General features: G+C 59.7%; 28 protein-coding genes and 1 riboswitch. Of the genes, 5 read left to right on the top strand and 23 right to left on the bottom strand.

From position 1 onward, the window contains the following. Positions 1-194: 194 nt before the first annotated feature. From MR825_RS01755 to MR825_RS01650, 22 genes are all read right to left on the bottom strand, one after another. The gene (locus MR825_RS01755; RefSeq protein WP_186906480.1) at positions 195-923 is read right to left on the bottom strand and encodes a YebC/PmpR family DNA-binding transcriptional regulator; all 729 of its coding nucleotides are present in this window, start codon (positions 921-923) and stop codon (positions 195-197) included. Positions 924-995: 72 nt separating this feature from the next. Further along, the gene (locus MR825_RS01750; RefSeq protein ID WP_287878390.1) at positions 996-1793 is read right to left on the bottom strand and encodes a Nif3-like dinuclear metal center hexameric protein; all 798 of its coding nucleotides are present in this window, start codon (positions 1791-1793) and stop codon (positions 996-998) included. Continuing rightward, positions 1781-2485 carry a tRNA (adenine(22)-N(1))-methyltransferase gene (locus MR825_RS01745; RefSeq protein WP_287878387.1) on the bottom strand — a complete coding sequence of 235 codons (705 nt, stop codon included), beginning with the start codon at positions 2483-2485 and terminating at the stop codon, positions 1781-1783. Before MR825_RS01745 ends, MR825_RS01750 begins: the two co-directional genes overlap by 13 nt. Positions 2486-2559: 74 nt before the next feature. Beyond that, positions 2560-2766, bottom strand: a complete 207-nt coding sequence (locus MR825_RS01740) for a DUF1858 domain-containing protein (RefSeq protein WP_186906483.1) — start codon at positions 2764-2766, stop codon at positions 2560-2562. A gap of 311 nt (positions 2767-3077) precedes the next feature. Continuing rightward, positions 3078-3356, bottom strand: a complete 279-nt coding sequence (locus MR825_RS01735) for a zinc-ribbon domain containing protein (RefSeq protein WP_007487901.1) — start codon at positions 3354-3356, stop codon at positions 3078-3080. Positions 3357-3429: 73 nt separating this feature from the next. Continuing rightward, positions 3430-4065: a sigma-70 family RNA polymerase sigma factor gene (locus MR825_RS01730; RefSeq protein ID WP_186906484.1), complete on the bottom strand. Its 636-nt coding sequence runs from the start codon at positions 4063-4065 to the stop codon at positions 3430-3432. Positions 4066-4136: 71 nt separating this feature from the next. Continuing rightward, positions 4137-5492: a phosphoglucosamine mutase gene (glmM, locus tag MR825_RS01725; RefSeq protein ID WP_287878366.1), complete on the bottom strand. Its 1356-nt coding sequence runs from the start codon at positions 5490-5492 to the stop codon at positions 4137-4139. Positions 5493-5522: 30 nt separating this feature from the next. Further along, entirely contained in the window at positions 5523-6578 is a 1056-nt protein-coding gene (gene ruvB / locus MR825_RS01720) for a Holliday junction branch migration DNA helicase RuvB (RefSeq protein ID WP_186906486.1), read from the bottom strand. Positions 6579-6609: 31 nt separating this feature from the next. Continuing rightward, complete coding sequence (locus tag MR825_RS01715) at positions 6610-6927, bottom strand: DUF3784 domain-containing protein (protein ID WP_186906487.1); 318 nt, start codon at positions 6925-6927, stop codon at positions 6610-6612. 11 nt (positions 6928-6938) lie between these two features. After that, complete coding sequence (gene ruvA, locus MR825_RS01710; RefSeq protein WP_186906488.1) at positions 6939-7541, bottom strand: Holliday junction branch migration protein RuvA; 603 nt, start codon at positions 7539-7541, stop codon at positions 6939-6941. A 173-nt stretch (positions 7542-7714) separates the two neighbouring features. Then, positions 7715-8248, bottom strand: a complete 534-nt coding sequence (ruvC, locus tag MR825_RS01705) for a crossover junction endodeoxyribonuclease RuvC (RefSeq protein ID WP_186906489.1) — start codon at positions 8246-8248, stop codon at positions 7715-7717. A gap of 157 nt (positions 8249-8405) precedes the next feature. Beyond that, positions 8406-9284 carry a site-specific tyrosine recombinase XerD gene (gene xerD / locus MR825_RS01700; protein WP_186906600.1) on the bottom strand — a complete coding sequence of 293 codons (879 nt, stop codon included), beginning with the start codon at positions 9282-9284 and terminating at the stop codon, positions 8406-8408. 32 nt (positions 9285-9316) lie between these two features. Continuing rightward, on the bottom strand, positions 9317-9949 hold the full coding sequence (locus tag MR825_RS01695) for a stage II sporulation protein M (protein ID WP_186906490.1): 633 nt from the start codon (positions 9947-9949) through the stop codon (positions 9317-9319). A 318-nt stretch (positions 9950-10267) separates the two neighbouring features. Continuing rightward, complete coding sequence (gene scfB, locus MR825_RS01690; protein ID WP_256174947.1) at positions 10268-11629, bottom strand: thioether cross-link-forming SCIFF peptide maturase; 1362 nt, start codon at positions 11627-11629, stop codon at positions 10268-10270. A 71-nt stretch (positions 11630-11700) separates the two neighbouring features. Continuing rightward, positions 11701-11841 (bottom strand): six-cysteine ranthipeptide SCIFF, encoded by a 141-nt coding sequence (gene scfA, locus MR825_RS01685; protein WP_186906492.1) that lies wholly within the window; start codon positions 11839-11841, stop codon positions 11701-11703. Positions 11842-11905: 64 nt separating this feature from the next. Beyond that, positions 11906-12331 (bottom strand): TIGR04086 family membrane protein, encoded by a 426-nt coding sequence (locus tag MR825_RS01680; protein WP_186906493.1) that lies wholly within the window; start codon positions 12329-12331, stop codon positions 11906-11908. 58 nt (positions 12332-12389) lie between these two features. Next, the gene (yajC, locus tag MR825_RS01675; protein WP_186906601.1) at positions 12390-12686 is read right to left on the bottom strand and encodes a preprotein translocase subunit YajC; all 297 of its coding nucleotides are present in this window, start codon (positions 12684-12686) and stop codon (positions 12390-12392) included. Positions 12687-12857: 171 nt separating this feature from the next. Then, positions 12858-13988, bottom strand: a complete 1131-nt coding sequence (gene tgt / locus MR825_RS01670) for a tRNA guanosine(34) transglycosylase Tgt (protein WP_186906494.1) — start codon at positions 13986-13988, stop codon at positions 12858-12860. 12 nt (positions 13989-14000) lie between these two features. Further along, positions 14001-14258, bottom strand: coding sequence for a TfoX/Sxy family DNA transformation protein (locus MR825_RS01665; RefSeq protein ID WP_287878356.1), 258 nt, complete (start codon positions 14256-14258; stop codon positions 14001-14003). Positions 14259-14285: 27 nt separating this feature from the next. Then, entirely contained in the window at positions 14286-14858 is a 573-nt protein-coding gene (locus tag MR825_RS01660) for a TetR/AcrR family transcriptional regulator (protein ID WP_186906496.1), read from the bottom strand. A 46-nt stretch (positions 14859-14904) separates the two neighbouring features. Next, positions 14905-15960: a tRNA preQ1(34) S-adenosylmethionine ribosyltransferase-isomerase QueA gene (gene queA / locus MR825_RS01655; RefSeq protein WP_186906602.1), complete on the bottom strand. Its 1056-nt coding sequence runs from the start codon at positions 15958-15960 to the stop codon at positions 14905-14907. Next, positions 15957-17519 carry a SpoIID/LytB domain-containing protein gene (locus MR825_RS01650; protein ID WP_287878354.1) on the bottom strand — a complete coding sequence of 521 codons (1563 nt, stop codon included), beginning with the start codon at positions 17517-17519 and terminating at the stop codon, positions 15957-15959. Before MR825_RS01650 ends, queA begins: the two co-directional genes overlap by 4 nt. Positions 17520-17706: 187 nt before the next feature. After that, positions 17707-17886: riboswitch (Lysine riboswitch) on the top strand. 159 nt (positions 17887-18045) lie between these two features. On the opposite strand from MR825_RS01650, the gene asd reads away from it, so the two are divergent. The 3 genes from asd to dapB are packed head-to-tail and all read left to right on the top strand — an operon-like array spanning position 18046 to position 20815. Continuing rightward, entirely contained in the window at positions 18046-19131 is a 1086-nt protein-coding gene (asd, locus tag MR825_RS01645; protein ID WP_287878352.1) for an aspartate-semialdehyde dehydrogenase, read from the top strand. A gap of 9 nt (positions 19132-19140) precedes the next feature. Beyond that, a complete protein-coding gene (gene dapA / locus MR825_RS01640; RefSeq protein WP_287878350.1) occupies positions 19141-20031 on the top strand; it encodes a 4-hydroxy-tetrahydrodipicolinate synthase in 891 nt (296 codons plus the stop codon). Positions 20032-20050: 19 nt separating this feature from the next. Beyond that, the gene (gene dapB, locus MR825_RS01635; protein ID WP_186906501.1) at positions 20051-20815 is read left to right on the top strand and encodes a 4-hydroxy-tetrahydrodipicolinate reductase; all 765 of its coding nucleotides are present in this window, start codon (positions 20051-20053) and stop codon (positions 20813-20815) included. A gap of 426 nt (positions 20816-21241) precedes the next feature. Here dapB and MR825_RS01630 read toward each other — a convergent pair whose 3' ends face one another. Continuing rightward, positions 21242-21673: an RrF2 family transcriptional regulator gene (locus MR825_RS01630; protein ID WP_186906502.1), complete on the bottom strand. Its 432-nt coding sequence runs from the start codon at positions 21671-21673 to the stop codon at positions 21242-21244. Positions 21674-21827: 154 nt separating this feature from the next. Between MR825_RS01630 and cysK the strand changes: the two genes are divergently transcribed. Both cysK and MR825_RS01620 read left to right on the top strand, forming a co-directional pair. Beyond that, on the top strand, positions 21828-22760 hold the full coding sequence (cysK, locus tag MR825_RS01625; RefSeq protein ID WP_287878345.1) for a cysteine synthase A: 933 nt from the start codon (positions 21828-21830) through the stop codon (positions 22758-22760). A gap of 42 nt (positions 22761-22802) precedes the next feature. Continuing rightward, positions 22803-24092 carry an O-acetylhomoserine aminocarboxypropyltransferase/cysteine synthase family protein gene (locus MR825_RS01620; protein WP_256174908.1) on the top strand — a complete coding sequence of 430 codons (1290 nt, stop codon included), beginning with the start codon at positions 22803-22805 and terminating at the stop codon, positions 24090-24092. Positions 24093-24340: the final 248 nt, after the last annotated feature.

Genomic DNA, 24340 nt, shown 5'->3' with positions numbered 1-24340 from the left:
CGATTCCTGCGGAAAAGTCGCCCTGTCCGTCATGAGAGGTGTCATTTCCGACGCACGTGTCGCCAGAAATGGCGAAGCTTCCTTTCCTTCCGTCGTCTGCGGACGACTCAACTCTGCCAGGCTCTTCTCCAGGAGGGTTTTTCGACCGCCTGAAAGTCCGCTTCCGTCTCGGAAGCGGACTTTTTTGCATGGACTCAATCCTGATCCCAGTTGTGCCACACGTTCTGGACGTCGTCGTTTTCTTCCAGCAGGTCGATGAGCTTTTCCATGTTCTTGATGTCGTCCTCGTTCTCCAGCTTGACATAGTTCTGGGGAACCATTTCTACGGCAGCCTGGACAAACAGATAGCCCTTATCCTCCAGTGTGGCCAGCACGGCGCCAAAGGCATCGGGGTCGGTATAGATCTCAAAGACCTCACCCTCTGCCTGCATGTCGTCTGCGCCGGCGTCCAGGGCGTCCATCATGACGGTGTCTTCGTCCAAATCTTCCTTCTCAATGACGATGACGCCCTTGCGGTCAAAAGACCAGGACACGCAGCCGGTAGCGCCCAGCCCCTTGCCGTACTTGTCCAGCAGATGGCGCACCTCGGGGGCGGTGCGGTTGCGATTGTCGGTCAAAGCGTCCACGATGACGGCCACACCGGAGGGGCCGTAGCCCTCATAGGTCACATTCTCATAGGCGTCGGCATTGCCGGAACCCAGTGCCTTGTCAATGGTGCGCTTGATATTGTCGTTGGGCATATTGGCGGCCTTCGCTTTCGCTACGACCGTAGCCAGGCGGGAGTTGTTGTTGGGGTCGCCGCTGCCGCCGGTCTTGACCGCCACGATCATCTCGCGGGCAATTTTGGTGAATATCTGAGAACGCTTGGCGTCAGCCGCGCCCTTCGTTTTCTGGATATTATGCCATTTGGAATGTCCTGACATACTACTCGTTCCCTTCCTTAGTCGAAAATCAGCGCAAATAGTTTATCACTTTACGAAAGCATTGGCAACCCCTTATCCATAAGAAAACGCCTCTTTGTGCCGGTCTGTGGCAAAAACCTCCACCTTGGGGAAGGCATCGGAGAGCCACTTTGCCAGTACGGGCACCACCACCTGCTCCGTAGGATAGTGGCCAGCGTCGATCAAATTGATGCCAAGGGCCTTGGCGTCCAAAAAGCCGTTATACTTCACATCGGCGGTCACAAACGTGTCGCAGCCCAGAGCCAGCGCGTCGGAAAGCAGATCCGCGCAGGCGCCGCCGCCCACGGCCACCCGCCGCACAGGGCGGCGGGCATCCACGTAGCGCACGCCGTTGGCGCCCAGCTGCCGCTTGACAAAGGCGGCGAAGGCCGGGGCATACATGGGCGCACCCACGGTGTTGCCTATCCGGCCGATGCCGTAGGGCCGCCCGGAGGCGTCCACGCCGTCCTGCTTGAGCGGCTCGATCTGTACCAGATCCAGCCGGTGGGCCAGCGCGTCGTTGACGCCGCCCGCGACTGTGTCCAGATTGGTGTGGGCGCAGATAGCGGCGATTTTGCGTTCCACAAGCGCGAGCAGGATACGCCCGGTGGGATCGCCGTCTGTGATGCTGCGCGCCGGGTGAAAGAGCACCGGGTGATGGGAGACGATCAGCTGGGCGCCGCGCTCCGCGGCTTCGGAGACTACCGGCTCGGTGATATCCAGGGACACCAGAATCCTGTCGACCGCCTGATCCCCGCGGCCCACCAGAAAACCAGCATTGTCAAACTCCATCTGGATGGAAAAGGGGGCCAGGGTATCCAGAAGCTGATAGATCTCTCTTACGGTTGCCATGTACTCCACTCCTCTCTCATTTTCGCTAAACCACGATGTACGGCCTCCAGCGCCTCCAACCGCGGCGCATCGGAAGCCCGCGTGGAGCGGCGCAGTCCCGTTACGGCCCGGGCAGCCCGGGCTTCCAAGCGGGTCAAATATTCCAGCCGCAACGGATCCGCCGTTTCCCTGCTCTGCCGTCCGGCCCACTGCTCGGCGGGGGTGAGCGCTTCCATGAAGCCCGCCCTGACTTGAAGGGCGGTATAAAGGGTATCCCCTTCCCGGCTCAGATGCTCCCGCTCAATCCGATAACCCTGCCGCTGCAGCCACGGCCGCAGGGCGCTCTGGGCGCTCATGGGCTGGAGCAGCAGCAGACACCCCTGCTCCCGCACCCAAGGGGCGGCCGCCAGAATAGCGGCGATGGTCTCCCCGCCCATCCCGGCTATGGCAATGGTATCCGCCTCGGCTGGCGCAATGCCGGAAAGACCGTCACACAGGCGGAATTCCATCCGCTCCGCCAGACCGTACCGGGCGGCGGTGCTTCGGGCTCGGTCCAACGGACCGGGGCGCAGGTCGGAAACCAGCGCATGCTCGATGATCCCCTGCTGGAGCAGCCAGACCGGCAAATAAGCGTGGTCAGTGCCTACGTCGGCAAAACGCGCCCCCGGGGGCACCAGTCCGGCAACGGAGCGCAGGCGCGGAGAAAGTTCCATGGGGCTATCCTCCTCTCTTCTCTTGCCCAGGATAAAAAAAGAGCGGCCAAGGCCGCTCTTTTTTCGGATGTTTCTTACTTCGCGGCGCCGACGCTGGCGTTGATTTTGGCCAGCAGCTCGTCTACGTCCACGCCGTGCACCATGCAGGCCTGCTCTACGGTTTCGCCGCGGGAAGAGGGGCAGCCCAAGCAATGCATACCGATGGACAGGAAGATGGGCGCGGTCTCGGGAGCGATGTCCAGAATATCGCCGATAATGGTATCTTTCGTGATCTGAGCCATTTCAGATAGACCTCCAAATTTCTAGGATATTAGTAGTATATCCTATCTTTCGTCTTTTTTCAAGACACAGATCAATTTTCTTGTTTTCCCTGCAGAGCCAACTTCCTTGACGGCCCTCGCGCCGCCGCATCAAACCGATCTGTTATCCCCCTGTGCTCTTTCCCTCCGCCGTGGCTGCACGTTTCCCCCCATTTAAACCGGAGGCCGCAGGGGATGCATCCGAAACCGAATCCACGCCCATTCGGCAAGCGGTCAGAGAAAGACGCAAAAAAGGGACGCCCATGCGGGCGTCCCTTTCTCTCTTCAGGCTGTTAGCCCTGCTCACGCATACGAGCGAAGCAATCGCTGCAGTACACGGGACGATCGGACTTGGGCTCGAAGGGCACCTTGGCCTCACCGCCGCAGGCAGCGCAGGTCGCGGTGAAGTACTCGCGAGGACCGCGGGAAGCGGCCTTGCGGGCGTCACGGCACGCCTTGCAGCGCTGGGGCTCGTTCTGGAAGCCGCGCTCGGCATAGAACTCCTGCTCACCGGCGGTGAACACGAACTCCTGGCCACATTCCTTACATACCAGAGTCTTGTCTTCGTACATGATTTTACCCTCTCTTTGCTTTGTTGCCCAGGTCCGGAATAACCGATTATGCTGGGACAGTGTAATATTGCGTTCAGCTCTCGCTGAAATCGCCAAAAGAATGGTGCTGTGCCAATTTGCGCCGGATGCGCTGGACAGCGTTGTCCACCGATTTCGGGGACTTGTTTACCTCGGCTGCAATTTCGGAATAGGACAGACCGTTCAGATACAACCGAAGTATGCTTGCTTCGAAACCGGACAATTGGCCCTCCAGCGCCCGCATCCGCTCCTGAAACGCCTCCCTGCCGAGCAGGATGGCCTCTGGGTCTTCCTGGAGCTGATCCGCCGCGCCGTAAGCATAATGGTCGCCGTTCCCGCTAAAAAGAGGGGTTTCGAACGAGACATAGTTGTTCAGCGGTATGTGCTTATCTCTTGCTGCTGCTTTGATGACGGAAATCAGACGGTTTTTGATGCAGACCTCCGCAAACGTACGAAAGGAAGCCGCTTTCCCGGAATCGTATTCCCGAATCGCGGCCAGCAGGCCCACCATTCCTTCCTGGATAAGGTCCTCACTGTCCCCCCCCGCCAGAAAATACGGGCGGGCACAAATACGCACCAGGCGATGATAGCGCATCACAAGGGCTTCTTCTGCGATGCGGTCGCCTGATGCGGCCAACGTACACAGAGCTTCGTCCGCGCGTTCCGATTGCCGGGTATGATCTGCTTTCATGCCGGATCTCCTTGCATATTATACGCAGATAAAAAAGGCTTTGTCAAGCTTTTGCGCAAAATATTTCGAGCTTATCCATAGATTTTTATGATATTTGCCAAAGCCTCTGCAGCGTTTCGTGCATCACCCTCGCTTTGGGCCTCCACCATGACCCGGATCAGGGATTCCGTGCCCGAAGGGCGCACCAGCACGCGCCCCGTCCCGGCCATCGCGTCTTCCTGGGCGGTCACCGCATCCCGGATCGATGGGTCGGCCATAATCGCGCTCTTCTGCGCCTGACCTGCCACAGGGACATTGATGAGCACCTGAGGATAGCGCCGGCAGCCTGCCACCAGCTCCGAAGCGCGCTTACCCGATTTGTGGAGCAGAGACAGGAACTGCAGCGCCGTCAGCTGGCCGTCGCCGGTGGTGGCATACTTGCGGAAAATGGTATGGCCGGACTGCTCGCCGCCCAGCATATAACCGCACGCCTCCATCTTCTCCAGCACGTTGCGGTCCCCTACGTCGGTGCAGTGGAGATCGATCCCGTTTTCCCGGCAGAAGACCCGCAGGCCCATATTGCTCATCACGGTAGCGACCAGGGCGTTTCCGGGAAGCTTTCCCTCCTGCTTCAGAGCCAGCCCGCAGGAGGCGACGACCTGATCGCCGTCGATCTCCTCTCCGGTTTCGTCTACCATCAGGCAACGGTCTGCGTCGCCGTCAAATGCGATGCCGAGATCATAGCCGCCCGCCTTCACCATGGCCCTGAGGCTGTCCAAATGGGTGGAGCCGCAGCCGTGATTGATGTTCACTCCATCCGGGTCGGCATGGATCACATCGGTATGCAGGTCGGGGAAACGGTCAAACAGACGCGCGGCGGTGGCGGAAGCGGCGCCGTTGGCGCAGTCCACCAGAATGTGCAGGCCCGAAAGGTCTGTGTCCACCGTGGAGACCAGATAGTCGATGTAGTCCTGCGCCTCCTTCTCGTCGGCATAGATGACCCGGCCGATCTCACCGTGGGTCTTGAGCGGCACGGCGATCCGGCTCAGGACGATCTCCTCGATCTTTCCCTCCAGCGCGTCGGAGAGCTTGAAGCCCCGATGGTCGAAGATCTTGATGCCGTTGTGTTCAAAGGGATTGTGGGAAGCCGAGATCACGATGCCCGCGTCGGCCTTGGCGTCCACCGTGATCCAGGCCACGGCGGGCGTTGGGATGACCCCCAGATGGAGCACGTCCGCCCCGGCGGAGCACAGTCCCGCGACCAGCGCCCCCTCCAGCAGGTCTGAGGAGATGCGGGTGTCCTTGCCGATGGTGAAACGAGGCTGTCCTCCGCCCTTCGCTTCGGCCATAACATAGGCGGCCGCCATGCCCACTTGGAACGCCAGCCGGGCGTCCAGCCCGGCGTTGACCACACCACGGATCCCGTCGGTGCCAAATAATCTGCCCATAAAAATCCTTCCTTTCCGTCCGATCACACATTAGAATGAAAGCTGGTCCAGTGCTCCGCCCGGGACGCTCAGGCCCAAGTGTTCGTAGGCCCGCCGGGTGACGCAGCGTCCCCGGGGCGTGCGGGTCAGAAAGCCCATCTGCATCAGATAGGGCTCATACACGTCCTCCAGAGTCACGGCCTCCTCGTTGATGGTAGCGGCCAGGGTCTCCAGGCCCACAGGCCCGCCGGAATAGTGCTCAATGATACTGGTGAGCATCCGACGGTCAATGGCGTCCAGTCCCAGATAATCCACCTCCAGCGCGGAGAGCGCCTGGTCGGCCACGCCCCGGGTGATCACGCCGCCGGCCTTTACCTGGGCGAAGTCCCGCACCCGCCGGAGCATCCGGTTGGCGATCCGCGGAGTGCCCCGGCTGCGCCGGGCGATCTCCATGGCGCCCTCCTCTTCGATGGGCACGTTCAGGATGCCCGCCGACCGCTTGACGATGAGCGAAAGCTCCTCTGGGGTGTACAGCTCCAGCCGCAGCGTAACGCCAAAACGGTCCCGCAGGGGCGCGGAGAGCTGTCCGGCACGGGTGGTAGCTCCAATCAGCGTGAAATGCGGCAGGTCCAGCCGGATGGAGTTGGCGGAGGGGCCCTTGCCGATGATGATGTCGATGGCGTAGTCCTCCATGGCCGGGTAGAGGATCTCCTCCACCGAGCGGTTGAGCCGGTGGATCTCATCTACGAAAAGGATATCGTTCTCATTCAGGTTGGTCAGCAGGGCGGCCAGGTCGCCGGGCTTTTCGATGGCGGGGCCGGAGGTAATGCGGATATTGACCCCCATCTCGTTGGCAATGATCCCGCTGAGCGTGGTCTTGCCCAGGCCCGGGGGGCCATGGAGCAGCACGTGGTCCAGCGGCTCGGAACGCATTTTTGCGGCCTGGATGAAAACAGACAGGTTCTCCTTGGCCTTTTGTTGTCCGATGTATTCGCTGAGCGCCTTGGGCCGCAGGGAGTATTCCCCTTCGTCCTCACGGGTCAGCGAGGTGGTGACCAGCGGCTCCTGGGTCTCAAAGCCGCCCTGCTCGGAAAAATCGATACTCAATGGGTCCACTCCTTTGAAACGGCTGGAGAACCTATTTGCGCCTCACCGTTTTGGATGTATTTCGATAGATGACTCCGGTCACGACCGTAAGGAAGAAGAGCGCCAGCCCGACCCACAGAAGTATCATCGCATCGAATACCGCGCTCAGCGCGATGACCGCCCAGCAGGCAGCCAGGGCCAGCATAAGCCGGCCCATGCAGCGGCACAGGGCACTCTCGTCATAGTTTGCCTTTTCTTCGGGACTGGCGGTGTTGTACCCTGCGATCAGGAACGCGCCCTTTCCGCGGAAAAAAACGGCGGCCAGAGTCAGAAACAGCAGGATGAAGATTCCGTGGACGATTAACAGCATGGCGCCCTCCCCTACTTTACCATCTTTTTCAAGGCGTGCTTGACGATCTCCTCCAGCTTGAGCTGCTCCATGTCCAAGCCCTTGAGGGCGGCGGCGATTTCGTTCTGACTGTAGCCCAGCACGGCCAGCGCGGCGGCGGCCTCACTGGATTTGTTCTCCGGAATGACGGTCACGCCGGTGCCGCCGTAAGTCTCCCCGGATGCCGCAAGCTGTCCCTTGGCCAGCTTGTCTTTCAGCTCCAGAATAATGCGCTGGGCAATCTTTTTCCCGATGCCCTGGGCCACCGTGAGCGACTTCTCATCCCCGGTGATGATGCTCATGGCCAGTCCCTCCGGCGTGGTGGCCGAGAGGATGGACAGCGCCGCCTTGGGCCCCACGCCGGATACCCCGATGAGCATTCGAAAGCAGTTGAGTTCATTTTCTGAATAAAAACCGTACAGCTCCATGGCGTCCTCACGCACGTTCAGGTGGGTATAGAGCGTGGCGGGCGCTCCCTTTTCCAGGCGGGAGAGCGTAGTATTGGTGGTCCGGCAGGCATAGCCGACCCCCCCGCAGTCGATCACGGCCAGAAAGGGAGCCACGTGGGCCACGGTGCCTTTGACATAGTAAAACATCGTATCGTCTCCTCAGAACCGGTATTCGCAAGGATTGCGCACCGTCCGGGCGGGCCGGCTTCCGCCGTGCCGCGTTGCTTCTCCCTGCCATACACAAACGTATGGCTTGCGTCAGATCGCCTTGTACGGCAAACACTCGCCCGGACCATGCCCCGCCCCGGCAAGTACGGGTCCTAATCCTTTCGCACCGCGTACCGGCCGCTGCCCGGCCGGGCGGCATCCGGGCTTTGAAGGCGGGAGGTGTACGACCGGGCGTGGCACAGGGCAATGGCCAGCGCATCGGCGGCGTCATCCGGCCTGGGCACGGTCCTCAGGCTCAGCAGGCGCTTCGTCATATCCATTATCTGGCGTTTTTCCGCCTTGCCATAGCCCGCCACCGCCAGCTTGACCTGAGAGGGAGCGTACTCAAAGATAGGCACGCCGAAGCGCTCCGCCTCGGTCAGGATCACACCGCGGGCCTGCGCCACCCCGATACCGGTGGTAATATTGTTGTTGAAAAACAACTCCTCCACCGCCATGGCATCAGGCTGGAACAGCTCGAACAGCCGGTCCATATCATTGGCGATCTGCAAAAGCCGTTTGGGCAGCGGTTCCCCCGCCGGAGTGTTGATGGCCCCGCACTGGACCAGCCGCTGCCGTCCCCGTTCGGCCTCTATTACCCCAAAGCCCACGATGGCGAAGCCCGGGTCGATGCCCAAAATCATCATAGGGGACCTCACCTTCCTCAATCCATACGCAGAATATTGTATCACAGCAGAAAACCCTGCGCAATAAGCAAATGGGTGCAAAGAGGGCCGCGGCGTTTTCCGCGGCCCTCTTTGTTCAAAAGAAGAATCTGCCGTTGAGAAGTCCGGCACAATCATTCTATGCCCGTGGATGTGCTTTATTATAGACATCCTTCAGCTTTTGGTTTACCAGCTGGGCGTAAATTTGAGTGGAGGAAATGTCTGCGTGCCCCAGCATCTCCTGGATCGAACGCAGATCGGCGCCGTTTTCCAGCAGGTGAGCGGCAAAGGAGTGGCGCAGCGTATGGGGCGTGATGTCCTTCTGGATCCCAGCCTTCTCCTGATAGTGCTTGATGATCTTCCAAAAGCCCTGGCGGCTCATGCGCTCTCCGCTCATATTCACGAACAAGGCGCTGGTGTCGGGTCGCTCCACCATCTGGGGCCGCACATGCTCCACATAATCACCCAGCGCCCGTACCGCCGTCTGGTACAATGGAATGATGCGTTCCTTCCCACGGCCGGGGCATCGGATGAAGCCGGCAGAGAGATTCAGGTGTGCCAGATCCAGACTGATGAGTTCGGAAACGCGGATCCCGGTGGCGTAAAGCAGCTCCAGCATGGCCTTGTCCCGGCAGCCCTTGGCGTCGGCCGGATCAGGCTGTTCCAGAAAAAGCTCGACTTCTTTTGAAGTGAGGATCTGGGGCAGTTTGCGTTCCACCTTGGCGGGCGCGATTCCTCTGGCAGGGTTCAGCGCCACATGGCCCGCTCCCAACATATAAGTATAAAAGGATTTCAAGGAGGCCAGGGACCGTGTGACGGTGGCCACCGATTTCCCTTTGGACGACAAGTGCTTGGTGTAGCTCTCCACATCCGGCTGGGCAGCCTGTTCCGGAGAAAGCCCCTCCCCTTCCAGCCAGCGGACAAACTGGTTCACATCCCGCAGGTAGGAACTGAGCGTGTTGGAGGATGCCTTTTTTTCTGTGACCAGATACGCTTCATAACCCTCCAGATACTCCATTGTCACCAACACCCTCTTACTTCCTGTTTTGCTCAGGCGGCAGCCAGCAGACCCGCCATCCCGGAAATCAGGGCAGGTACGACCAGCTGCTCCAGCAGCACACACACACACAGCGCCGCGGCACACCCGCCGCAGCGCAGAAAATAGGCCTTTCCGTAGGGAGACGGACGTTTCCCCTCCCCCAAAAAGCGGCTGGCCAAGACCCGCGCAGCCAGCAAACTCTGCACGCCCAGAACAAAAAGCGCCGGGATCGCCACGGCGCCGGTGATCCCAAAGACCAGAAACGCCAGCAGGCAGCCGGTGCTGCCAAACAGGCGCACAAAGGAGGCGATGGAAAAGGCGAGCAGAAAACCGCGCGCCGCGAAGAGGATCGGCAGGCCCAGCAGTCCCAAGGCGGTGAAGCCAAGCAGCAGCGCCAGCAGAGGCCACCGGATCGTACTCCATACCAGAGACAATACGGCCGGCGCGTCCACCGCGCCGGCACGCGCAGCGCTTAAAAAGCTTTGAAGATAGGCGCTCAAGCTCTCGCCGCCGCCGCCGTCCACGCAAGAGGCGAGGATGCAGCCTGCCAGGCCGCCTGCCAGAAAAAAAGCCCCTACTATGGCCAGTGCGGGGAAAAAACCGCCATCCGGCACATCCCAAACGCCTGCGACCGCCCTGCGCATCCAGCCTCACCTCCGTGAGAGCATATGCGCGCGCCGGGACAAGTAGAAGCGGCAAAAGTGGAAGCGGTATATACAAATATAGACCACTCGATCGGCTTGTGCAAGAAATCTTTGCAAAAAATCGCATTTTTGTATATTATGCCAATGTATTATGTAAATTAAATTATGTAAACCTCGTGATCAAAAGAGTACGGCGCCGCAGCGTGCGGCGCCGTACAGGCTCTATATGTGGTATTGTCCGTAGGCTTTTGCGCAAGATATTCGTTTTTGCGGGCCAATCCTGCCGATTACAGTCTGTATAATTACAATTTGTATACCCTACGCTCCCATACCGGCGGCGATGGCCTTCAGCGCGATGGCGCATTCCAGCCGCTTGCGCTCCAATTCACATCCGACACGGTGGGGGCGTTTTATGTCACCGTTGACAAGCAGATTGGATGCGCTGCAGCCGCCGGAGCAGTAAAACCGGGCCCAGCAGCTCCGGCACTCCTCTCTGGTATAGATGTTCAGGGCGGCAAATGTTCCGGACAACGCCTGATCAAAGCTTCCATCGTACAGACTGCCCAGCTTGTATTCCTCGTTGCCCACAAACTGGTGGCAGGGGTAGATATCCCCCTCCGGCGTGATGGCCACATATTCGCAACCTGCGCCGCAGCCCCGCAGGCGTTTGATCACGCAGGGGCCCTGGGCCAGATCTACGTTGAAATGGAAAAAGTTCGTCTCCGGATGATCCCGCAGGTATTCGGCCAGGCGTTCATACTCTGCCTTCAGCGCAGGCAGGTCGGCCTCCTGGAGAGCATAGGGATCCGTCTCCTTCCCCACCACCGGCTCCACGGAGATGTTTTTGCCGATTGCGGCCAGGGCCTTCACATCCTCTGCAAAGTCCTGGTGGAAGCGGGTAAACGTACCGCGGAGATAATAGTCCTTGGTTCCACGGCCTTCGATCAGCTTTCGAAACTTCGGTACGATCACGTCGTAGCTGCCTTTGCCGTTGATTGTGGGACGCAGATCGTCGTTGACCGCTTTGCGTCCGTCCAGAGACAGCACCGCATTGGACATTTCACGGTTGATGTATTCGATGGTTTCGTCGTCAAGCAGTACGCCGTTGGTGGTAATGGTAAAGCGGAAACACTTTCCGTGTGCTTCCTCGATGGAGCGGGCATATTCCACCGTCCGCTTCACCGTATCCATGGCCATCAGCGGTTCGCCGCCGAAGAAGTCCACTTCGATGTTCCGGCGATGGCCGGATTTGGCGATGACAAAGTCGATGGCCCGCTTGGCGGTCTCGGCGTCCATGGTCAGGCGATGGCCGGTGCCGAAGTCTCCGGTAGAGGCAAAGCAGTATTTGCACCGGAGATTGCAGTCGTGGGAGACGTGGAGGCACAGCGCCTTCACCAGTGCCTGCTGCTGCATGGAGGCCGCCTTCTCCCGGTCGATGTAGTCGTCCTCCTCGAAGAGCAGCCCCTCCGCAGTCAGGCTGCGCAGTTCCTGCCACGCCTCCTCCAGCGCGGCGGGGGCATACCGGGACAACGTCTGGCAGACCTCCTCCGGACAGTGTTCCGCTATGGGGGGCTTCACCTGCTCCAGCAGGTGATACGTCAGCTCGTCCAGCACATGGACGGCGCCGCTGTTGACATCCACGGCGACATTGACGCCGAGGGCTTGAAAGGTATGTACCATAAATTTGATCCTCACTTGGCGCATTCCATGGAAAAAGGGTGGGAAACCCCACCCTCTCCAATCAGCGGTTCTTACTTATTCTCGCACTTCTGGTTTGCCACGGTGCAAGAGGTCTTACAGGCGGACTGGCAGGAGGTCTGGCACTCGCCGCAGCCGCCGTGGGCGGCGCTGTTTTTCAGAGTCGCGCCGTTGAGCGTCTTCACATGCTTCATTCTGGTTTCCCTCCCATAACAAATGGTTTAGGAGGATTATAGCATAGCCGCGGCCCGATTTCAATTATTTTCTGCGCTTTTTCTTTCCACCGCTCCGCTTTCCGCCGCCCAGCAGCCCAGCGGCCGCGCCGCCGCACAGACCGCCGCACAGCAGTCCGATCCCGCCCTGCTCCACCGACATGGTCTCAAAGAACAGCACGCCAACCGTAAGCAACAGCAGAAAAAGCACCGCTCCGGTACACAGCCCTACGATCAGCGTACGCCTGCCGCAGCGGCGAACCGCCAGCATTCCGCCTGCGAACGCCCCCACCACACAGCCGACGATACTCAGCTGATAAGTAAGACCGTCCGCCAAAAGCCCCCGTGAGATGAGCACCGAGGCAGCCAGCAGGAACAAAAGGCATACCGCCAGCGCCGCGGCCCCACCCAAAACGATCCCGACCCCGTAGCGCAGCAGCTTCGCGGCCTGATCCTCCTCTGTTTTCCGCATAAAAACACCCTCCCTTGCCACGTTCCTACTGGAACATATGCCGGGAGGGCGTTTCGTATTACTTCTTGTCCTTGGAATCCTTGGTCTCGCCCGCGCCGTTTTCCGTGGCCTGGGTGCCCTTGGTGGAAATCGCCCACTTGGTGAATTCCATGCGCACGCGGTCGGCGCCGGTCTCAATGACGATGGTGTCCTCCTTGACTGCGCAGATGGTGCCGACGATTCCCCCGATGGTGGTGATCTCATCCCCCACCGCCAGTTCGGAGCGCATCTTGGCAGCCGCTTTCTTCTTTTTGTTCTCGGGCCGGATCAGCAGGAAATAAAAGACTGCGATCAGCAGGACAAAGGGCAGGATCATACTCAGCATGCTTCCGGTGCCGCCCTCCTGCGTCAGCATCGCACTCGTTACCTGTGTCAGCAAAACAATCCCCTCCGATAAATACTTGGATGAACCTCTTCATCACGTAAAAGCTATTATAAAACGAAATGCAGGATTTGACAAGCCTTTTTCGCAGGATTCACAGATTCTTCACAGGCGTCCGGCCAATTTGGGGGAATATTCCGCCCGGAAGTCCGCAAAACAGCCCTCATCCAGGGCCTGCCGGATCCGTCCGGCCAGGGCGTTGTAAAAATACAGGTTATGCAGTACCGCAAGGCGCATGGCAAGCATCTCCCCTGCCGCGAAGAGGTGGCGCAGATAGGCGCGCGAAAAGGAGCGGCACACTGGGCAGGCGCAGTCCGGGTCGATGGGCCGCTCGTCCAGCTTGTATTTTTCATTCTTGATGTTCATGGCGCCCGACCAGGTAAAAAGCTTGGCGTGTCGGGCGTTGCGGGCAGGCATGACACAGTCGAAGAAGTCCACGCCCCGCGCCACGCCCTCAATGATGTTGGAAGGGGTGCCCACGCCCATAAGATAGCGCGGCTTGTCCACGGGCATATAGGGCTCTATCACGTCGATGATATCGTACATGACCTGTGCCGGCTCTCCCACCGCCAGACCGCCGATGGCGTAGCCCTCACAGTCGATCTTTGCGGTTTGCTGCATGTGCCAGATGCGCAAGTCCGGAAAGGTCGCCCCCTGATTGATGCCGAAGAGCATCTGTCCCGGATTCACCGTCTCCGGAAGGGCGTTGAGCCGGTCATGCTCTGCTTTGCACCGCTCCAGCCACCGCAGCGTGCGTTCACAGGAGGCCTTGGCATATTCATAGGTGGCCGGATTTTCCACGCATTCGTCAAAAGCCATGGCAATGTCGCTGCCGAGGTTGGACTGGATCCGCATGGACTCCTCCGGCCCCATAAAGATCCGCCGCCCGTCGATATGCGAGGCAAAGGTGACGCCCTCCTCCCGGATCTTCCGCAGTCCAGCCAGAGAAAAGACCTGGAAGCCTCCGGAATCGGTGAGGATCGGGCCGTCCCAGTCCATGAACCGGTGCAGCCCGCCCAGCGCGCGCACCACGTCGTCTCCGGGGCGCAGGTGCAGGTGATAGGTATTGGACAGCTCCACCTGGCAGCCGATCTCCCGCAGATCGTGGGCGGAGAGAGCTCCCTTAATCGCGCCTTGGGTTCCCACATTCATGAACACCGGGGTCTGTACCGTGCCATGGGCACAGGTAAATTCGCCGCGCCGGGCACGGCCTTCGGTCTGGATGAGTTTAAACACGCAAACGCTCCTTTATTTCAGGCTTTGATGAAAGGCACGCAGCTCGGTCCTGCAGGTATCGGGCAGCTCCTTCTTGCGTACGCCCCGGATCGCCCCTTCCAGGGCCGGCAGCTGGTGCAGGCAGGCGTTGGGGTCCGCCTGGGCGCGAATCTGTATCAGGGCTGCCCGGCTGCCCATGCTCCGCAGCGGTTCCGGGGTATCTACGCCGATTTTGTGAAGACGTTCCGCCAACACCGGGCCGAGATTGGGCAAGCAGGCCAATGATCCCATTCCAATTCGCCTGCCTTGAGCGGACCGTCAGGAAAAAGCGGCCAGGCCCTGATTGGTCAGCCGCAGCAAAAGTCCCGCCATTTCACCCGGCGACTTGCGCATGCCGCTTTTCAGCCAATTCTGCAGGATGCCGATGCTGCCGGTGATGACATAACGGTACAAATATTCCACGGTCTCCGGGTCGGTGGAGCGGGACGCCTGCCATTGCTGGGCATACTGCTCCTGAAACAGAGCCGTGACCCGCTTTTGAAAGCTGAAATCGCCCTTCTCGCTCAGCAGCAGGCTGCAGAAGTCGCGGTTATCCGCGATATACTGAAAAATCTGCTCCACGACTTGAAAGGCCTCGCCGATATCGGCGCGAAAATCGAAGGCGGACAGCCGCTCCCGGATCTCGGAGATGATCTCGTCCTCGATCTGCTGCAGCAGATCGTATTGATCCCGGTAATGGGCATAAAAGGTACAGCGGTTGATGTCCGCCCGCTCACAGAGCTCTTTGATGGTAATCTTTGCAAGCGGCTTTTGCTCCATCCACTCGATCAGGCTCTTTTTCAGGACCATCTGTGTATACCGCGTGCGCCGGTCGCTCCGGTCTGCGTGCATACCGTCTCCTCCTTCCTCCGCATCTCCCCCAATGTGCCGCACGGCGTCAGTCCGGCTGATCGTCCCTTGGGATAAGGTCTGTGATGAACATCGCATCCCCGAAGGAGAAAAAGCGATAGCGCTGTTCCACCGCTTCCTGGTATGCCGCCAGCACCTGCTCCCGTCCCGCCAGTGCGGAGACCAGCATGATGAGGGTGGACTCCGGCAGATGGAAGTTGGTAATCAGACCGTCCAACGCCTTAAAGCGATACCCCGGGTAGATGAAAATATTGGTCCACCCGGCGCTCTCCCGAAGCGTGCCGTCCTCCGAAGCCCAGCTCTCAATGGTGCGGCAGGAAGTGGTGCCCACACAGATGACCCGTCCGCCGGTCTGCTTCGTGCGGTTGATGGTCTCGGCCGTCTCAGCCGGAATCATGCAGTACTCCGCGTGCATCTCATGGTCGGTGATCTCGTCTTCTTTCACCGGACGGAAGGTCCCCAGGCCCACATGAAGTGTAACGTAGCATACCTTTACGCCCATTTCGCGCACCTGTTCCAGCAGCGCACGGGTAAAGTGCAGTCCCGCCGTCGGCGCGGCGGCGGAACCCACCGCCCGGGAGTAGACCGTCTGATAGCGCTCCGGGTCCTCCAGCTCCTGCTTGATATAGGGCGGCAGGGGCATCTTGCCCAGCTGCTCCAGCTTTTCCAAAAAAATACCCTCATAGTCAAAGCGCACCAGGCGGTTGCCGCCCTCGCAGACTTCCAGCACCTCAGCGGTGAGGGCGCCGTCTCCGAAGGAAATGCGCGCGCCGGGCTTGAGCCTGCGTCCCGGCCGGACCAGGCACTCCCACACCTTGTCGCCCCGGTCGATGAGCAGCAGCACCTCCGCTGCGCCGCCGCCGGGCACGCGGTGGCCGACAAGCCGTGCGGGCAGGACCCGGGAGTCGTTGAGCACCAAGCAGTCGCCCGGGCGCAAGAGGGCGGGCAAATCGTAAAAATGCATATGCCGCCGCGCCCCCGTGTTCTTATCCAGCACCAGGAGCCGGGAGGCATCCCGGCGCTCCAGCGGAGTTTGTGCAATCAGTTCCTCCGGCAGGTAAAAATCAAAATCAGCGGTCTTTATGGCTGGCGCACCTCGATTCCGGTATAGTAGAATTGCAGGATATCCCAATAAGTATAGCCCTGCTGTGCCATAGAATACGCGCCCCATTGGCTCATACCCACGTGATGGCCCCAGCCGGTTCCGGCGATGGTAAAGGTATCGCCCCCCGAAGCGGCGGATGGGGCCAACTGCTTCACCGCGGCGTCGCCGCCGATGACATAGGGTTGGCCGGAGGGCAGCTGGGATACCGTTCCGCTTCCGTCCACCGCGTATACGCCGCTCACAGAGGGCAGCGTCCCCTCCCCGTTCACCGCGTAACCTCCGCTTCCGCCCGAAATGCTGTAGCGCTGGGAACGCAGTCCCAGAAATGTCCGGCAGTCTTCCTTCGTCTTCGTGAAGCTTTTTCCCGCCGAATCTGTAAAGGTAATTGCCAGTACATTCCCCGTGGGCGACGTTTTTGTGACCTGAACGTCCACGATGCCGGAATTGGCGTAACCCTTGCCGTTGAGCAGATCAGTCAGCTCCTGGCGGGTATAGGTCACACTCCAGCTGTAGCGTTCAATTTTATCGGATACAGCGGCCTCATAGGGATCCGTCTTCCCTTTCAAATAGGGCGTGTCCTCATACCAGATGTTCCCCGCGTCTTCCGTAGCTCCGCCATCGCAGGAAAAATAGACCGGCTCGGTCAAGCCGCCGTTATACCAGATATATTGGCCATAAGTGGCCTCCACCGCCTGGCGGCTGGCGTCGCTCATGCCGGCGATCCCCCTGTAAGCCTGGCAGTGGACCGTGTTGCAGATATCGAAGCCGTCGGAGCTGTGCCGCTGATCCAGCAGCTTGGCATAGCCGTAAGTCCGGGCGCATACCGCCTGGGCCTTCAGGGCCTCCAAGGGCCAGGAGGCGCTCATCTCGGACAAAATGACCCCCTGCACATAATCCTCCATGGGAAGTACGTTGCTCACCGTCAGATTGCCGCCGCTGCGCCGGTACTGGAACGCGCCGTAATAGGTATTTCCCCGGAAAATAGTCCGGGTCTTGACCGTATCATCCAAACCGGGCTGGACCGCCAGGGCCCATCCGTCGGTGCTGTCGAACTGGAACAGGATCGTTCCGGTCCCCGTCTCCACCACCGAAACGCCCGTGCCCGACGGGGCCGTCACCGACGCTCCGGGCACCGCGGCCTGTGCGTTCTGTGCCGAGGCGCTGTCCAGATAGGAGCCGAGCCTGACGTAATAGGCTCCGTCGATCCATGCCGGAAAGGCGCCGGCATACCGGCAGGCCGCCGCAGACGCCGCCTGGAAGTCGGCATAGCGCTCCGGAAGCTGGAGATGATAGCCCCCCACGGCAATGCCGGAAGAAATGGAGTCGTAATATCCAGCCCAGCCGCCCACAGTGCCGTAATACACGGTCTGATCCTTTACCATGGAGATCGCAGTTTTCGCCGTGCTGCCCAGCGGAACAAAGCGCAGGCTGCCGTCAAAATAGCCGAAGCGGTACCCGGAACCCACTTCGTTGAGCAGATTTGCCCCTGGCAGGGCGCTGCCGCCGTAAAAGAGCCCCACCCGGATGGTCGGATTCACCTGTACCGAGGCCGCCTGGGCAGGCGCTGCACCCATCCATTGGGAAACCATCAGGAGGGCGGCTGCAAGTTGTATAAATTTCAAACATTTCCCTTGCTTCATTTGTCAATTCTCACATCCCGGTTTTGTTGACACGATTCTTCGAATTGTGGTACAATTTTTAAAATTTCAATTCCATAGGCGTTATTAGCATAACAGAGGTCGCGGCTGTTCAACAGTAGCGCGGGGAGGGCTCCGGTGGCCCCTGGAACCGCTGCGAAAGGGGACGCCGCCGAAGGAGCCCGGTCCACGGAAGCCCCGCTCCTGGTCGCCCGGCGAAGAGCCGTCCGACTGTCGCCGCGCGCCGCGGTGGAGCGCTGTCTGCTTTTGGGGTATCTTGTCAAAGGCAAATCGTCTTTGACATTATAGTACAAAATCAGCAGTTCTGTAAACTGCTGATTTATTTTTTGCTTCGATCCGGTTTTGCCGGTCTCAAACGAGCCGGCAATGGAATAGGATACATCATGAACGATGGAGGTCATTGATTATGGAAAAGTACAAGGTCGGCGTCATTGGCGGTACCGGTATGGTCGGTCAGCGGTTTGTGACCCTTTTGGAAAACCACCCCTGGTTCCAGCTCGCCGTTATCGCGGCCAGCGGCCGTTCGGCCGGCAAGACCTATGAGGAAGCCATCGGTACCCGCTGGGCCATGGATACCCCCATGCCTGAGGAGGCGAAAAACCTCGTCGTCATGAATGCCGCCGAGGATGTGGAACGGATCGCCGCCCAAGTGGATTTCGTCTTCTCCGCCGTGGACATGAAGAAAGAGGAGATTCAGGCGCTGGAGGAAGCGTATGCCCGCCATGAGTGCCCCGTGGTCTCCAATAATTCCGCCCACCGCTGGACCAGCAACGTGCCCATGGTGGTGCCGGAGATCAATCCGGAACACATTCAGGTCATAGAGGCCCAACGAAAGCGACTGGGGGTGGAGCGCGGGTTCATTGCCGTCAAGTCCAACTGCTCCCTCCAGAGCTATGTCCCCGCACTGCACCCCCTGCGCGGCTTTGGTCTGGAAAAGGTGCTCGTCTGCACCTACCAGGCCATCTCCGGTGCGGGCAAGACCTTCCAGACCTGGCCGGAAATGGTGGATAATGTCATCCCCTACATCGGCGGCGAAGAGGAGAAGAGCGAGCGTGAACCGCTGAAGCTCTGGGGCAAGGTGGAAAACGGCGTGATCGTCAACGCCGCGTCGCCCGCCATCACCGCGCAGTGCCTGCGCGTCCCCGTCTCCAACGGCCATATGGCCGCTGTTTTCGCCACCTTCCAAAACACCCCTTCCCCGGAGGAGATCAAAGACAGTTGGGCAAATTTCAAGGGCCGCGCCCAGGAGCTGGCCCTGCCCACCGCGCCCAAACAGTTCCTGCATTATTTTGAGGAGCCAGACCGCCCCCAGACCCGTCTCGACCGCGCGCTGGAGGGGGGCATGGCCGTATCCGTGGGCCGTCTGCGGCCCGACACCCAGTACGATTATAAGTTTGTCTGTCTTTCCCACAATACCCTGCGCGGCGCAGCGGGCGGAGCCGTCCTGCTGGCCGAACTGCTGTGCGCGGAGGGGTACATTCTAAGGAGGTAACCCCCTATCATGAGAGAACCTGTTTTTACCGGAGCCTGCTCCGCCATTGTGACCCCATTTGACCAGAGCGGCGCTGTCAATTACGATCGGTTCGGCAGACTGATCGACGAGCAGATCGCACGCGGCCTGGACGCTATCTGCGTCTGCGGCACCACCGGCGAGTGCGCCACCCTTTCCATTCGGGAGCATATTGCCGCCGTGGAATACTGTGTCAAGCGGGTCAATCATCGGGTCAAGGTCATCGCCGGCGCGGGAAGCAACGATACATCCGCTGCCGTTTACCTGTCCCAGCACGCTCAGGACTCCGGGGCCGACGCTCTGCTGCATGTGACTCCCTATTACAACAAGGCGTCTCAAACTGGTCTCATCAAGCATTATGAATACATAGCCGACCGGGTGGAGCTGCCCATCATCCTCTATAACGTCCCCTCCCGGACCGGCGTTTCCTTCACGGCGGAGACCTATCAGGTTCTCTCCCAGCATCCCAAGATCAACGGCGTCAAGGAAGCCAGCGGAAACTTTTCCCTGCTGGCGCACACCCGCTCAATCTGCGGCGACGATTTTTACGTCTGGTCCGGCAACGACGATCAGGTGGTGCCCATGATGAGTCTGGGCGCCAAGGGCGTCATTTCCGTGGTGGCAAATATCGCGCCGGAGATCATGATCCAAATGACCCACCTCTGCCTGGAAGGCAGATTCGGGGAAGCCAGCGCGCTTCAGCTGCGGTATATGGATTTTATCGACGCGCTCTTCCTCGAAGTCAACCCCATCCCCATCAAGGCCGCTATGAATTTGGCCGGCTATGATGTGGGCTCTTTGCGGCTGCCCCTGTGCGATATGTCCAACGGGCATCTGGAAACGCTGCGCCAGACCATGATAAGCGCCGGGATCCTTTCTTGACGCGGGAGGGATGTGGAACATGGTAAGGCTGATCATTTCCGGCTGTAACGGCCGGATGGGCCGGGCGGTGGAGGCGATCTGCACCGCCGAACCGGATGTTGAGATCGTCGCAGGCTTTGACCTTCTTGGGGCGGGAGAGCGGGAGTTTCCGGTCTTCGCCTCCCCGGCCGACTTCCGGGGCGAGGCCGATGTGGTCGTGGATTTTTCCTCACCGGCGGCGCTGAACGCGCTGCTGCACTTTGCAAGGAGCCGCCGGATACCTCTGGTACTGTGCACCACCGGATATCTTCCGGAGCAGCTGTCCGCGATTGACGCGGCCGCACGGCAGATCCCCATTTTCCGTTCCGCCAACATGTCGTTTGGAGTAAACGTGCTTTTGGACCTGGTGCGCAGGGCGGCGGCGGTGTTGGGCGAGCGCTATGACGTGGAGATCGTGGAGCGCCATCACAACAAAAAATTGGATGCGCCCAGCGGTACGGCTCTGATGCTGGCGGAAGCGGCGGCGGATGGGCTTTCCGATACGCCGGAGTACGTCTATGAGCGCCAGAGCATCCGCAGGGCCCGTCAGGCCCACGAGATCGGGATCTCCTCCGTACGGGGCGGCGGTATTGTGGGGGATCACGAGGTCCTTTTTGCCGGGCGGGACGAGGTCATCGAATTGCGTCACTCCGCGCTGAGCCGCGAGGTCTTTGCCTCCGGCGCGGTGAAGGCGGCGCGTTTCCTGGCCGGCATAGACGCCCCCGGTCTCTATTCCATGGCAGACCTGGTCGGACAATTCAAATGACCTGAAGCGGGGCCCGGGATTCTCCGGGTCCCGCTTTTTCAGGGCGCAAAAACGACCGCTTAGCCGCTTGAAAACGCCGTTTGGGCAAAAGCACTTGCCAATCGCCTGCAGACTGGATACACTGGAAACACGAAGGAGGAGGGCGCCAATGAAGCTGAGTATCCGCGAAGACCCGGAAGTTCCGGAGACCACCATTGCAATCCCCTGCTTCCTGGCGGTGTTTTGGTCATAACGCTGTGCTTTGAGCTCTATTACCACATTGCCGGACGAAAGTACGACGGTTTGTTGGGCCAATACAAAAAGCGGCAGGCTGAAAAAGATAACGGCAGCGCCCGCTCCGTTTTTCAAAAAAGCCCTGCAGGGCTCGCGCCCGAAGGCGCGTACTCTGAGGGGCTTTTTTGTGTTGGTCCCGTCCAGGCTGTCCCATCATATAATATATTCGTTGCCCGGTCGGCCTGATACCATGAGGTCCGCAATGGTGATGCCGTCGAAAAACGTACGGATCATGGCATCCAGCTTTCGCCACATGGGCAGCGTGCGGCAGTCCGCCATGCGGGGGCACTGGTATGCGTCATCCTCCAGGCAGGCAACCGGAGCGAGACTTCCCTCGGTCAGGCGCAGGATGCTGCCAACGGTACAGCGCTCCGGCGGCTTGGCCAGACGGTAGCCTCCCCCCTTCCCACGCAGACCGGTCAGTATCTTTTCCCGTACCAGCGCTTTCAAAATGCTCTCCAGATACTTTTCAGAGATATCCTGCCGCTCCGCGATCACCTTTAAAGGAATATAGCCGTCCGCTTGATGTTCTGCCAGGTCGATCATGACCCGCAGCGCATAACGGCCTTTGGTCGAGATCATCATTGAGGACATCCTCACTTTCGTTGGTTTAACCAATTATACAATAGGTTTAATAGGTTTTCAATGGGCGGATAGAGAAAATGTGGCAGAAGGATTGACAAGGTCGATGACAAGGTATATTATCCATATAAACCTAGTATGAAAGTAGGTAGTAAATATGAGCAACCTCTATTCCCGTGCAGACCAACTGATTGGCAAGACCCCCCTGCTGGAGCTGACCCACATCGAACGGGACCTTGGCCTGGAGGCCCGTATCCTGGCCAAGCTGGAGTATTTTAACCCCGCAGGTTCCGTCAAGGACCGCATTGCCAAAGCCATGATCGACGATGCAGAGCAAAAGGGGCTTTTGAAGCCCGGTTCCGTCATCATCGAACCCACATCGGGCAATACCGGGATCGGCCTTGCCTCCGTAGCGGCGGCCCGGGGCTACCGCATCCTCATCGTCATGCCGGAGACCATGAGCATAGAGCGCCGCCAGCTGATGCGCGCCTATGGCGCCGAGCTGGTGTTGACCGAGGGCGCTCTGGGGATGAAGGGGGCGATCGCCAAGGCCGACGAACTGGCGCGGGAGATTCCAGACAGCTTTATTCCCGGTCAGTTTGTCAACCCGGCCAATCCCGCTGTGCATAAGGCTACCACCGGCCCGGAGCTCTGGGCGGATACGGATGGGACGATAGACCTCTTCGTATCCGGCGTCGGCACCGGCGGCACCATCACCGGCGTGGGCGAATACCTGAAAAGCCAGAACCCGGCGGTTCGGATCGTAGCGGTGGAGCCGGCGGCCTCCCCGGTGCTGAGTAAGGGTACCGCCGGAAGCCATAAGATCCAAGGAATTGGGGCCGGATTTGTCCCTGCGGTGCTGGATACCAACGTCTATGATGAGATCATCGCCGTGGAGAACGACGACGCCTTTGCCACCGGCCGTCAGATCGGCCGCGCGGAGGGGATTTTGGTGGGTATCTCCTCCGGCGCAGCCGTATGGGCGGCGATCCAGCTGGCCCGCCGTCCGGAGAACAAGGGTAAGACCATCGTCGCCCTATTGCCCGATACCGGCGACCGCTACCTTTCCACCCCCCTGTTTGCAGACTGACCCTGCCATAAAAATGAGAAACAGAAAGAGAGAGGCCGCTTTATGCGTAAGCAACCTTATCATTTTGAGACGCTCCAGCTTCACGTTGGCCAGGAGCAGCCCGATCCTGCCACTGATGCCCGGGCGGTGCCCATTTATCAGACCACCTCTTACGTGTTCAAAAACTCGGCTCACGCGGCAGCCCGTTTCGGGCTGGCGGACCTCGGCAACATCTACGGCCGGCTGACCAACTCGACGCAGGATGTACTGGAGAAGCGTCTGGCGGCGCTGGAAGGCGGCGTGGCCGCCCTGGCGCTGGCTTCCGGTGCGGCGGCCATCGCCTATACCATTCAGGCGCTTGCGCAGGCGGGAGAGCATATCGTGGCGCAGAAGACCATTTATGGCGGCAGCTACAACCTGCTGGCGCATACCCTGCCCCAGTACGGCATCTCCGCTACGTTCGTAGACGTCCACGACCTGGCGCAGGTGGAGCGCGCCATTCAGGCGAATACCAAAGCCATTTATCTGGAGACCCTCGGGAACCCCAACAGCGATATTCCGGATATCGACGCCCTTGCAGCCCTTGCCCACAAGCACGGCCTGCCCCTGGTCATCGACAATACCTTCGGCACGCCTTATCTGATCCGCCCCATTGAGCATGGCGCAGACCTGGTGGTCCACTCCGCCACCAAATTCATCGGCGGTCATGGCACTACGTTAGGCGGTATCATCGTGGATTCCGGAACGTTTGACTGGGCCGCCAACGGAAAATATGCCCCTATCGCCGCTCCCAATCCCAGCTACCATGGCGTTTCCTTCACGGATACCGCAGGTCCCGCCGCCTTTGTCACCTACATCCGCGCCATCCTGCTGCGCGACACCGGGGCCACCCTCTCCCCCTTCAACGCTTTCCTGCTGCTCCAGGGCGTGGAGACCCTCTCGCTGCGCTTGGACCGGCACGCAGAGAATACCAGGGCAGTGGTGGGCTATCTGTCCAAGCACCCCCTGGTGGAGCATGTCAACCACCCCTCGCTGCCCGACCATCCCGACCACGCGCTTTATGAGAAGTATTTCCCCCACGGCGGCGCTTCCATCTTTACGTTTGAGATCAAGGGCGGTCAGGCGGAAGCCCACAAATGGATCGACCATCTTGAGCTCTTTTCTCTGCTGGCCAATGTGGCGGATGTAAAGAGCCTGGTCATCCACCCGGCCACCACCACCCATTCCCAGCTCTCTCCTGCGGAGTTGCTGGATCAGGGCATCAAGCCCAATACCATCCGCCTGTCCGTCGGTACAGAGCACAAAGACGATATCATTGCTGACCTGGAGCAGGCCTTTGCGGCCCTTTCGTAATCAGGGATCTCCCCGAAAGATACCTGTATTTTTCAAGAAGCGTACCGAGCGGTTTCGGCACACCGGGCGGCAGCCCCTCCTACGCGGGAGGGGCTGCCGTTTTTGTACAAAGAACCCCCTCGGCTGTGCCGAGGGTAAGAGCTTATAGCAGAATAAAGACAAAAACTCCTTTTGATTTAAAATAGGTTTGCGGTCTGGCGACTGCAAACGAAAAATCAAAAGAGCGTATGCAACATGGATAGGCGCTG

The sequence above is a fragment of the Lawsonibacter sp. genome, from assembly GCF_022777125.1.
Lineage (GTDB): Bacteria > Bacillota > Clostridia > Oscillospirales > Oscillospiraceae > Lawsonibacter_A > Lawsonibacter_A hominis.
Note: the sequence above shows the minus strand (reverse complement) of the source record. Positions and strands in the feature narration are given on the sequence as shown.